Origin of the sequence: Streptomyces sp. NPDC060205 (genome assembly GCF_042728395.1) — a bacterium.
Taxonomy (GTDB): Bacteria; Actinomycetota; Actinomycetes; order Streptomycetales; family Streptomycetaceae; genus Streptomyces.
This window is the reverse complement of record NZ_JBHWZP010000307.1, coordinates 1-10,758: the sequence shown is the minus strand read 5'-3', so window position 1 is coordinate 10,758 and position 10,758 is coordinate 1. Positions and strand designations below refer to the sequence as shown.

8 protein-coding genes are annotated in these 10,758 nt (G+C 71.7%); 3 read left to right on the top strand and 5 right to left on the bottom strand.

Going from position 1 to position 10,758, the window contains the following annotated elements:
- Positions 1-110: 110 nt before the first annotated feature.
- The 5 genes from ACFWGJ_RS35490 to ACFWGJ_RS35470 all read right to left on the bottom strand — a co-directional run bounded on the left by ACFWGJ_RS35490 (position 111) and on the right by ACFWGJ_RS35470 (position 6,841).
- Entirely contained in the window at positions 111-950 is an 840-nt protein-coding gene (locus ACFWGJ_RS35490; RefSeq protein WP_387332826.1) for a carbohydrate ABC transporter permease, read from the bottom strand.
- The gene (locus ACFWGJ_RS35485; RefSeq protein WP_387332824.1) at positions 947-2,341 is read right to left on the bottom strand and encodes an ABC transporter permease subunit; all 1,395 of its coding nucleotides are present in this window, start codon (positions 2,339-2,341) and stop codon (positions 947-949) included. Before ACFWGJ_RS35485 ends, ACFWGJ_RS35490 begins: the two co-directional genes overlap by 4 nt.
- 5 nt (positions 2,342-2,346) lie before the next feature.
- Complete coding sequence (locus tag ACFWGJ_RS35480; protein ID WP_387332821.1) at positions 2,347-3,675, bottom strand: ABC transporter substrate-binding protein; 1,329 nt, start codon at positions 3,673-3,675, stop codon at positions 2,347-2,349.
- A gap of 57 nt (positions 3,676-3,732) precedes the next feature.
- Positions 3,733-5,358 carry an alpha-amylase family glycosyl hydrolase gene (locus ACFWGJ_RS35475; protein ID WP_387332828.1) on the bottom strand — a complete coding sequence of 542 codons (1,626 nt, stop codon included), beginning with the start codon at positions 5,356-5,358 and terminating at the stop codon, positions 3,733-3,735.
- 208 nt (positions 5,359-5,566) lie between these two features.
- Positions 5,567-6,841, bottom strand: a complete 1,275-nt coding sequence (locus ACFWGJ_RS35470; RefSeq protein ID WP_387332819.1) for an ABC transporter substrate-binding protein — start codon at positions 6,839-6,841, stop codon at positions 5,567-5,569.
- Positions 6,842-7,007: 166 nt separating this feature from the next.
- Here ACFWGJ_RS35470 and ACFWGJ_RS35465 point away from each other — a divergent pair, with 166 nt between their 5' ends.
- Genes ACFWGJ_RS35465 through ACFWGJ_RS35455 form a run of 3 tightly spaced genes read left to right on the top strand, consistent with a single transcriptional unit; the run spans position 7,008 to position 10,617 of the window.
- Positions 7,008-7,523 (top strand): PadR family transcriptional regulator, encoded by a 516-nt coding sequence (locus ACFWGJ_RS35465; protein WP_387332817.1) that lies wholly within the window; start codon positions 7,008-7,010, stop codon positions 7,521-7,523.
- On the top strand, positions 7,520-8,317 hold the full coding sequence (locus ACFWGJ_RS35460; RefSeq protein ID WP_387332815.1) for an ABC transporter ATP-binding protein: 798 nt from the start codon (positions 7,520-7,522) through the stop codon (positions 8,315-8,317). Before ACFWGJ_RS35465 ends, ACFWGJ_RS35460 begins: the two co-directional genes overlap by 4 nt.
- A 5-nt stretch (positions 8,318-8,322) precedes the next feature.
- A complete protein-coding gene (locus ACFWGJ_RS35455) occupies positions 8,323-10,617 on the top strand; it encodes an ABC transporter permease (protein WP_387332813.1) in 2,295 nt (764 codons plus the stop codon).
- Positions 10,618-10,758 lie beyond the last annotated feature (141 nt).

Here is a 10,758-nt window from a genome sequence, read left to right as displayed (position 1 = left end):
CCCAAAGACCCACCCAGGGGCGCGGGGAACTGCGCAAAGGGGGGCGAGGGGGCGAAGCCCCCATGCGTGGACGGGAATGGGAAGGGGCGGCGGGGGCGAGGAAAAGCCCGTTACTTCACCGACCCCGCCATAACCCCCTGCACAAAGTGCCGCTGAAAAGCGAAGAAGACAACCACCGGCACCACCAGCGACAAGAACGCCCCCGGCGCGAGCACATCGATATTGCTTCCGAACTGCCGTATCTGCGACTGCAGTTCAACAGTCAAAGGCTGCGCGGAACTGTCCGCGAACAACAGCGCGACCAGCATGTCGTTCCAGACCCACAGGAACTGGAAAATCGCGAGACTGGCGAGCGCAGGCCGCCCCACCGGCAACACGAGCCGAGTGAAGATACGCCACTCCGAACCCCCGTCCATCCGCGCGGCCTCCAGCATCTCCTTCGGCATCTCCGCGAAGTAGTTCCGCAGCAGGAAGATAGCGAACGGCAGCCCGTAGGAGACGTGGAAGAGGATGACCCCGGGAATCGTGCCGAACAGCCCCAGTTCGCCGAAGAGTTTGGCGACCGGCAGCAGCCCGATCTGCACGGGCACCACCAGCAGCGCGACCACGACCAGGAAGACGGTGTCCCGCCCGGGGAAGTCCAGCCACGCGAACGCGTACCCGGCGAGCGCGGCGATGACGACGACGAGGAACGTCGTCGGCACCGAGATCAGCACGGTGTTCCAGAACGCCCGCGTCATCCCCGCATTGCCCAGCAGCGCCGAGTAGTTGTCGAAGGACAGCTGCCGGGGGCTGGTCAGCACGGTCCACCAGCCGCCCGTCGCGGTGTCCTGGGAGGACCGCAGCGACGACAGGAAAAGGCCGGCGAGCGGGGTGAGCCAGACCAGGCCGATCACCACCAGGAACGCCTGGACCAGGCTGTTGCCGAGCCCCCGCCTGAGCGCGTTCATCGTTGACTCCCTCGGAAGCGGCGGACGTTGAAGACCATGGCGGGGATCACCAGGAGCAGGAGCAGCACGCCCAGCGCACTGCCGAGGCCCTGGTTGTTGCCGCCGCCGAAGGACACCAGCCACATCTGGGTGGCGAGCACGGTGGCGTCCTCCTGCACGGGCCCCGGCGCGATGATGTAGACGAGGTCGAAGACCTTCATCACGTTGATCACCAGGGTCACGAAGACCACGGTGAGGACGGGCGCGAGCAGCGGCACGGTGATCCGCCGGAAGATCTGCCACTCGTTGGCGCCGTCCATCCGGGCCGCCTCCAGCGCGTCACGCGGCAGGGCGGCGAGCCCGGCCCCGATCAGCACCATGGCGAACCCGGTCCAGATCCACAGGTAGGCGCCGATGATGGCGGGCGTGACGAGCGCCGGACCCAGCCAGGAGATTCCCTCGTACGGCGGAGCGAAGTTCGAACCGGGCAGCCGCACGGTGTACGAGCCCGGGTCGAGGCCCTCGAAGCGGAAGGAGCCGTCGGCCGCGGTGGTGGCGCTCCCGACGGTCCTCCCGTCGCGCACCGCCTCGACGGCCATGCCAGGCAGCCCGCTCTCGGCCCTGTCGACCTCGCCCTGCTTCCCTCCCCCGCCGCGCGTGAAGTCCAGGTAGACGACACCGCGCAGTTCGTCGGCGGACGCCTTCCGCGTCGCCGCCGGGAGCGCGGGCCGCGCGTCCGCCGGAAGGTCCTCGGCGCGCACGCCGACCAGGCCGAGCCCGACGCTCTCGCCCGGGGACACCCCGGCGGTCGTACCGTACGAGCCGTCGGCGCCCTTCGTGAGGCCCTGGCCCTCGCGGGCGCGGGCGGTCGGGTAGGACGACTCCCCCTTGAAGACGTCGTGGACGGAGACGACGGCCGCGTTCAGGACGCCCTTGTCGGGGTCCTCGTCGTAGGCGAGCCGGAAGATGATGCCGGCGGCGAGGAAGGAGACGGCCATCGGCATGAACAGCAGGAGCTTGAACGCCGTCGCCCAGCGCACCTTCTCCACGAGGACGGCGAGGACGAGGCCGAGGCCGGTCAGCAGGGTGGGCGCGATGACGACCCAGATGGCGGTGTTCCGGACGGCCTTGATGGTGGCGGGGTCGTGGAACATCTCGGTGTAGTTGTCGCCGCCCACGAACCGGTCGCCGGAGGCGTCGAAGAAGCTGCGGCCGACGGAGAACAGCACGGGGTAGACGACGAGCGCGCCGAGCAGGAGCAGCGCGGGCAGGACGAACGCGACGGCGACGACACGGGCCCGGCGGCGTGCGCGCCGTCTGCGGTCCCGGTCGGCCTGCGCGGCGGACGGTGGACCCGTCTCCGCCGGGTCCGGGTCCGGGGCCTTCTGGTCTGTCAGGTCTGTGGCGGTCATGGCGATCAGTCCTGGTACGCCTTGGCGGCGGCCTTCTCCAGCGCCGCGGCGGTCGCCTTCGGGTCGGACGGGTCGCGCAGGAAGTCCTGGAGGAGCTTCCACTCGCCGGCGCCCTTGGTGCCGCCGAACGCGGCCGGGGCCTGGTCCGACATGTCGAAGCGGACCGAGTCGCCGGCGTCCACCAGGGACTTGGCGGTCTCGCGGGTGATGTCGTCGCCGTAGGAGGCGAGATCGAGCTCCTTGTTCGGGGAGAGGAAGCCGCCGACCTCGGCCCAGACCGCGGACGCCTCGGGGGTCGCGAGGTATTCCAGGAACGCCATGGCGGCCTTGGGGCTCTTGCCGTCCTTCAGGACGACCGCCGCGTCGCCGCCGCTGACCACGGGCGCCTTGCCGTCGCCGACCGCGGGGAAGGGGAAGAAGTCCGCGTCCTCGCCGATCTTCTTACCGAACTGGTCCTTGGCGACACCGGCCACGAAGTCGCCCTCGTAGACCATGCCCGCGGCGGGCTCGGGTCCGAAGACCTTCTCGACGGAGCCGGGGAAGTCGGTGTTCAGGGCGCCCTTCTGGCCGCCGGCTATCAGCTCCTTGTCCTTGAAGAGCTTGCCGAGGGTGGTGAGGGCGGCGACCACGCTCGGGTCGGTCCACTTGATCTCGTGGGCGGCGAGGGCGTCGTACTTCTCGGGGCCCGCCTGCGAGAGGTAGACGTTCTCGAACCAGTCGGTGAGGGTCCAGCCGTCCTGACCTGCGACGGAGAAGGCCGCGAGGCCCGACTCGGAGACGGTCCGCCCGGCCTCCAGCATCGCGTCGTAGCTCGTCGGCGCCTCGACACCCGCCTCGTCGAGGGCGTCGGGGCTGTACCAGACCGTCGACTTGTGGGCGGCCTTGAAGTACAGGCCGTACAGGCTGCCGTCGACGCTGCCGTAGTTCTTCCACACGTCGGCGTAGTTGGCGTCGACGGACTTCCGGGCGGTCTCGGACAGCGGCTTGAGCCAGCCCTCCTCGGCGAACTGCTGGAGGACGCCGACCTGCGGGACCATCACCACGTCGGGCGCGTTGCCGCCCTCGATCTTGCTGCCGACGACCGTGGAGACGTTGTCGCCGGTGGAGGTGAACTGTGTCCTGGCGCCGGTCTTCTCGGTGAACGCGTCCAGGACCTTCTGGAAGTTCTTCTGCTCGCTGCCGGACCAGACACCGGCCACGTTGATCGTCTGGCCGCTGAGCGGCTTGTCGCCGCCGCCCGCCGAGACGGGCCCGCCGCCTCCGCACGCGGTGGCACCGAGGGACAGGGCGAGGGCGGTGCAGCTCGCGAGCAGGGTCGTACGTCGTCGCATCATCGTTGATGTTCCTTCGTGAGAGCGGTACTTGAGAGATGGGCGGTGATCGCGGTCGGTTCAGGGGTTGGTGCAGTCGCTGATCCACCAGGCGGCCGTCGAACCGGGCAGGACGCCGGGCGCGCAGGGGCCGCTGGCCAGCAGGGGGGTGCCGGCGACGGGCGCGGGCGTCGGTGACGTACCGAAGTTGACGGCGCAGATCAGGCCGTCGCCGCGGACGAAGCCGAGGACGCCGGGCGGGGTGTCCAGCCAGCGCAGCGGACCTTCGCCCAGCTGGGGCATCCCGGCGCGCAGTTGGAGTCCGTCGCGGTAGAGGTGCCAGAAGGAGCGGGTGTCGGCGAGGGCGCGGTCGGTGGCGTACTCGGCGAAGTAGGCGGGCTGCGGCAGCCACGGTTTGGCGCTCTCGGTGCCGGTGGTGAAACCGAACGGCGAGGCGTGCCCCGACCACGGCAGGGGCACCCGGCAGCCGTCGCGGACCCTGGCCCGGCTGCCGGTACGGCGGTAGATCGGGTCGGTGAGCACGTCGTCCGGCAGATCGACGACCTCGGGCAGCCCCAGCTCCTCCCCCTGGTAGATGTACGCGGCGCCGGGCAGCGCCAGCATCAGCAGCGCGGCGGCGCGGGCGCGGGCGGCGCCCAGACCGCTGCCGTCGGAGCCCAGTTCGCCGTAGCGGGTGACCGTGCGGACCTGGTCGTGGTTGTTGAGGACCCAGGTGACCGTGGAGCCGGTGCCCGCGATGTCCTGCATGGCCTCCGAGATGACCTTGCGGAAGGCGTCGGCGTTCCAGGACGCGCTGAGCAGGTCGAAGAAGAAGGCCTGGTGCAGTTCGTCGTGGCGTACGTAGTGGGCGTGTTCGCGGGCGGAGGGCACGGAGACCTCGCCGACGAGCAGCCGCTCCCGGCCGTCGCGGGCGGTGTACTCCTCGCACACCGACCGCCAGTGCCGCCAGACGCCGTGCACCTCGGGCTGGTTCCAGGCCAGCGGGTTGACCGAGTCCCGGGTGCGGGCGTCGGCCATCGGGTCGGGCGAGTCGGGCAGGTCGGGGTGCTTGTAGAGGCCGGCGGCGACGTCGACGCGGAAGCCGTCCACGCCCCGGTCGAGCCAGAAGCGCAGTACGTGGTCGAAGTGGTCGCCGACCTCGGGGTTGCGCCAGTTCAGGTCGGGCTGCTCGGGCGTGAACATGTGCAGGTACCACTGGCCGGGCGTGCCGTCCGGCTCGGTGACCCGGCTCCAGGCGGGGCCGCCGAACATGGCGTACCAGTTGTTGGGCGGCTGCGCCCCGCCGGGGCCGCGGCCGTCGGCGAAGTGGAAGCGGGCGCGGGCCTCGCCGCCCGGTGCCCCGGCGAGCGCCTGCCGGAACCAGGGGTGCTCGCTGGAGCAGTGGTTGGGGACTATGTCGAGGAGCACCTTGATGCCGAGCCGCCGGGCGTCCGTCATCAGCAGGTCGAACTCGCCGAGGTCGCCGAAGAGCGGGTCGACGTCGCAGTAGTCGGCCACGTCGTAGCCGTGGTCCTGCTGCGGTGAGGGATAGAAGGGGCTCAGCCAGATCCCGTCGACCCCGAGCTTCTTGAGGTACGGCAGCCCGGCGCGTACCCCGGCGAGGTCGCCGATGCCGTCCCCGGTGCTGTCGAGGAAGCTGCGGACGTAGACCTGGTAGATCACTGCGTCGCGCCACCAGCGGTGCATGTCGATCGTCACCCGTTGACCCGTCTGTGCGTACTCCGGTTATGCATACATGTTAAGTAGGCATGTCGCGTGAGTGTCAACGAGCAGACGGGGCCGCATTGATGGTTGGGGACTTATGTCCACACATTTCCGCCCGGAAAACAGCAGATGAGACGGGCGCGTTACCTAACATGAAACTATGAACTGCCCGGAACGGGCGTGGGAGGGCTCAGCCGCGGCGCGAGATGTCCGCCAGCTCGCGCGCCAGCCGCCGCACCGCGGCCTCGGGCGTCTGATGCCCGGTCATCGCGTCGTGCACCACGGCCTGCACGGCCAGGCTGACCTGGTCGTAGCGCGGACTCTTCGGGCGCGGCGCCGCGGCCAGGACGCTCGCGCGGAGCGTCGGCAGATAGGGGAACCGCCGGATCAGTTCCGGGTCCTCGTACAGCGCGGCCCGCACGGGCGGCAGCGCGCCCTTGGTCAGCACCTGACGCTGGGTCCGCTCGCTCGTGAGGTAGGCGATGAGCCGGGCGGCGGAGTCGGGATGCCGGGCGTGGCTGCTGACCGCGAGGTTGGAGCCCCCGAGCACGCTCGCGCCCGGTCCGTCGGGCCCGGGCAGCGGCACCGCGCCGATCTTCCCGGCGACCGGCGAGCCCTTGGCGGAGGCGCCGACATAGGCGTACGGCCAGTTGCGCAGGAACAGGAGCCGGCCGTCCTGGAAGGCCTTCTTGGACTCCTCCTCCTTGTACGTCAGCGCCTTCTCGGGGATCCAGCCGTCGCGCACGCCACGGGCGAGGAACCCGATGCCCTCGCGGGCCGCCGCCGAGTTGACGGTGACCCGTTCGCCCTCGTCGCCGAGGATGGAGCCGCCCGCCGAGTAGACCGCCTCGGCCGCGTTCACGGTGAGGCCCTCGTAGGGCAGGAACTGGCCGGCGTAGCCGTCGAGTCCGTACTTCGGAGCGATCGATCTCGCCTGTTCCTCCAGCTCGGCCCAGGTGCGCGGCGGAGCGGCGCCCTCCTTGTCGAGGAGGTCCTTGCGGTAGAGGAGCAGACCCGCGTTGGTGACGTACGGGACCGCGTAGAGCCGTCCGTCGTAGGTCGCGGTGTCCACGACCGGCGGCAGGAAGCCGTCGAGCGGGAAGCGGCCCGCGGGCAGCGGGGAGATCCAGCCCGCGGCGGCGAACTCCGAGGTCCAGGCGACGTCGATGTTCAGCACGTCGAAGCGGCTGCGGTCGTCGCCGCGCAGATCGGTGGCCATCTGCGCGTGGGTCTCGTCGGCGGAGTCCGGGAGTTCGACGAGGGTCACCCGCTCGCCGGGATGCGCACGGTTCCAGCCGTCCAGCAGCGGCCCCAGATAGCCGGTGAGATCCCCGGCGGTGGCCAGCGTGAGCGGGCCCCGGCCGCCGCCGCGCGCCCCGTCGGACGGGACGCCCGAGGCGACGTAACCGGTCAGAACCACCACCGCGACCAGGAGCCCCCTACCGGCGGCATGGATCCACCGCATAGGTTCCTCCCTGGTACACCCGGCTGCCGGGCACCTTCGCCCGCAGTCAGAGGCCATGTATACCCGTTAGGTATGGGCGATACTAGAGCCCGCGGCACATTCGCTCCGGACGCGCGGGCTTGCGGCACCTCATGAGGATCTACGGCGGAGGAAGGGGAGAGCACGAGTGCGGCTGCCCCTCCTGGCCCTGCTGGCGCGCGGTCCGGCCCACGGGTACGAGCTCAAGCAGGACCTTGAGCAACTGCTGGGCGCCGCGTACCCTCAGCCGAACGTCGGCCAGATCTACGTGACCCTCGGCCGCCTGGAGAAGTCGGGACTGATCGAGGGCGAGGAAGTCGAGCAGTCGAGCCGGCCCAACAAGAAGATCTACCACCTCACCGACGCCGGACGTGAAGCACTGCACGCCTGGTACGAGGAGACGGCGGACGAGCCGCGCGTACGGGACGAGTTCTTCATGAAGCTCGCCCTGGCACCGCGGACCGGACTGGCCGACCAGATCGCCCTGATCAACAAACAACGGCGCGAGTACCTGAACACCATGCGCAATCTGTCGAAGCTCGCCGCGACCGAGAGCCGGGACAACCGCATTTCCCAGCTGCTCATCGAGGGCGCCATGCTGCATCTGCAGGCCGACCTCGACTGGCTGGAACGCTGCCAGGAGGAACTGGAGGAGCTGGAATGAACCGCGCCACTCCCCGCGTCGCGTCCCGTCACCCCGTCCCCTCGCCGCGCGCCGGTGACACCCCGCTCCTGCGGGCCGAGGGCCTGGTCAGGACCCACTACGGCGAGGGTGCCCCCGCGCACGCCGTACGGGGCGTGGACCTCTCCGTACGGCAGGGCGAGTTCGTGGCCGTCACCGGGCCCTCGGGCGCCGGGAAGTCGACGCTGCTGCATCTGCTCGGCGGGCTCCAGCGACCGGACTCCGGGAGCCTGTGGCTCGACGGCGAGTGCACCGACGCCTACAGCGAGGCACGCTGGGCGGTCGAGCGCCGGCGCCGGATCGGCATCGTCTTCCAGTTCTTCAACCTCGTCTCGAACCTGTCCGTCGCCGACAACGTCGAACTGCCCGCCCTGCTCGCCGGCCTCTCCCCCCGGCAGGCGCGCGCCGAGCGCGAACTCCTCCTCGACGAACTGGGTCTCGCCGGCAAGGAGCGCAGCATGCCCGGCGAGCTGTCCGGCGGTGAGCAGCAGCGGGTCGCGCTGGCCCGCGCCCTGGTCAACCACCCTCGGCTGCTGCTGGCCGACGAGCCCGCGGGCAGCCTCGACAGCAAGGGCACCCGCGAGGTGACCCGGCTCCTGACCCGGTTCCACCAGCGCGGCCAGACGATCGTGCTGGTCACGCACGACGCACGGCTCGCGAGCGCCGCGGACCGGGTGATCAGCTTCTTCGACGGCAGGATCGCCGACGACGCGGCACTCGCCACCGCGCCCGCCCGCGGCACCGGGATATCCGGCGTGCTCGAACTGAGGGACTGAGCGGCGTGCGGGCCACCCTGCGCTGGGCGCACGCCGATCTGCGCTCGCATCGCGGCGAGGCGCTGTTCATCGTGCTCGCCACCGCCGGGATCGTCGCCTCGCTGCTGCTGGCCACGGCGCTGTTCGGGTACGCGACCAACCCCTGGCAGCGGGTCTTCACCCAGTCACAGGGCGCGCACGTCTGGATCCACACCGGCCCCTCCGCCGACGCGGCCGGGCTCGCCGAGCTGGACGGGGTCGCGTCCGTCGCGGGCCCGTACCCCATCGCCGCCGCGACCCTCGCCTCGCGCGGCACCCGCGCCTCCGTCGAGCTGCGCGGCACCGTGGAGCGGCCCGCCACCGGCCGCCCGCTGCTCACCTCCGGCCGCTGGCTCGACCCGGCCGTGCCGGACGGTGTGGTGCTGGAGAGCGGCCTCGCACGGGCGCTGTGGGCCGAGCCCGGGGACACGCTCACCGTGCCCGGCACGGCCCGGACGCTGACCGTGGTGGGCCTCGCGGACAGCCCCGAACCCCGCTACAGCCCCGGTGAGCGGCCGGGCCTCGTCTGGGCGCCGCCCGCCGCCGTCCAGCGCACCGACGGACACGGCGGCCAGGTGACCGGACTGCGGCTGACCGACCCCGACGACACGGACTACGCCGTCCAGCGTGCCGTCACCCTCCTCGGCGCCAAGGCCGTCACCGACGTCTCCAACTGGCAGCAGGCCCGGGCCGAGGCACAGGGCGGCAACCGGCTGCTCGGCCAGGTCCTCGGACTGTTCGGCCTCGCCGCTCTGCTGGCCGCCGCGCTGGCCGTGCACGGCGCGATCGGCACCCGGATCCGCGGCCATCTGCGGGACATCTCGGTCCTGAAGGCGATCGGGTTCACCCCGGCCCAGGTGGTACGGATCTTCCTGCTCCAGCATGTGGCGTTCGCGCTCCTCGGCGCCGTGCTCGCCGCAGCCCTCATCCAGGCCCTGGGCAGCCGGACACCGGGGCGCCTCGGGGACGCCGTCGGCGTGTGGCAGGGCCTGCCGGGACACACGGCCGCACTGCTCGGCGTACCCCTGGCCGCGGTGCTGTTCATCGCCGCGACGACCGGGCTCGCGGCCTGGCGCGCCGGACAGGTGCCTCCGGTGCCGGGGCTGCGGGCCGGGGCACCGCCCGGCGGCGGGCTTTCCGCTCTGTCGCGCCGGGCGCTCGGGCTGCGGCTGCCGTCGGCGCTGGTCCTCGGCTGGCACAAGGCGTTCACGCGCCGGCCGCGCTCGCTGGCCGCGGTGGCCCGCCTCGCGCTGCCTCTGCTGCTGATCGTCGTGGCCATGAGCGCCTGGACCACCATCGACCGCTTCCAGCACAGCCCGGACCGGATCGGCCTCGCGGCGGCGCTCACGGTACGGGCCGACACTTCCCTGAGCGATCCGGACGTACGGGCCCTGCTGGCCCGCAATCCGCAGGTCGCCGCGGTCCATCCGGGCGTCGAGGTGGCCGCGCTGGTCCCGGGCCAGACCGGCACGATCGCGCTGCGCGGGCTCGGCACCCGCGCGGACCCCTATCCGTTCGCGCTGGCCGAGGGGCGTGCCGCGCGCGGCCCCGACGAGGCGGTGGCCGGGCAGGGGCTGCTCGACCTGCTGGACGTACGGGTCGGGGACTGGGTGCGGATGACGGTCGGCGCGCAGCCGCAGATCCTGCACATCGTGGGACGCAGCATCGAGCCCGAGAACGGCGGCCGAGTCATCTCCACCTCCCTCGACACCCTCCGGGAGAACGACCCGGGGCTGGAAGCCGCGCTCTACCAGCTCCAGCTGCGTCCCGGCGCGGACCCGCAGCGGGTGGGCGCCGAGCTGACCCAGGCCGCGCACGGCGACCTCAGCGCGCACGCCGTGCCGAACCCGGCCGACGGGCTCTCGCCGCTGCGCGGGGTCGTCGTGGGGCTCATCGCCGTGCTGGCCCTGATCGGCCTCATCGAACTGCTCACGGCGATCGGCGGGACGGTCCGTGAGGGCGAGCGGGATCTGCTGGCGCTGAAGGCGATCGGGCTGACCCCGCGGCAGATCACCGCGATCACGGTGACGGCCATGGGGTGCACTGCGCTGGCGGCGGTCGTCGTGGGTACGGCGCTGGGGGTGCCGCTCGCGCACTGGCTGATCGACGCGCAGGGGCGGTCGAGCGGGATCGGTGCGGGGGTTGCGCAGGGGCCGTCGCCGGCGCTCCTGGCGCTCTTCGCAACGGCGGCGGTCCTGGGCGCGGCGGCGCTGGCCGCGCTCCCCGCATCCCGCGCCGCCCACCGCCGCCGCCCCGCGGACACGCTGAGCGCGGTGGCTTGACCGCCCACTGGGGGCCGGACGTACGGTGCGGCTCCGGTGGGGGCTTGTCGCGCAGTTCCCCGCGCCCCTGAAGACAAAAGATTGCGCCGTTCCCCGCGCCCCTGAAGGGGCAAAAACTGGGGCGCAGCCCCGTTTTTGAGG

What these genes read in the sequence shown, in the direction of transcription:
- ACFWGJ_RS35490 (WP_387332826.1), bottom strand. Translation starts at nt 950, where the DNA reads ATGAACGCGCTCAGGCGGGGGCTCGGCAACAGCCTGGTCCAGGCGTTC.
- ACFWGJ_RS35485 (WP_387332824.1), bottom strand. Translation starts at nt 2,341, where the DNA reads ATGACCGCCACAGACCTGACAGACCAGAAGGCCCCGGACCCGGACCCG.
- ACFWGJ_RS35480 (WP_387332821.1), bottom strand. Translation starts at nt 3,675, where the DNA reads ATGATGCGACGACGTACGACCCTGCTCGCGAGCTGCACCGCCCTCGCC.
- ACFWGJ_RS35475 (WP_387332828.1), bottom strand. Translation starts at nt 5,358, where the DNA reads ATGCACCGCTGGTGGCGCGACGCAGTGATCTACCAGGTCTACGTCCGC.
- ACFWGJ_RS35470 (WP_387332819.1), bottom strand. Translation starts at nt 6,841, where the DNA reads ATGCGGTGGATCCATGCCGCCGGTAGGGGGCTCCTGGTCGCGGTGGTG.
- ACFWGJ_RS35460 (WP_387332815.1), top strand. Translation starts at nt 7,520, where the DNA reads ATGAACCGCGCCACTCCCCGCGTCGCGTCCCGTCACCCCGTCCCCTCG.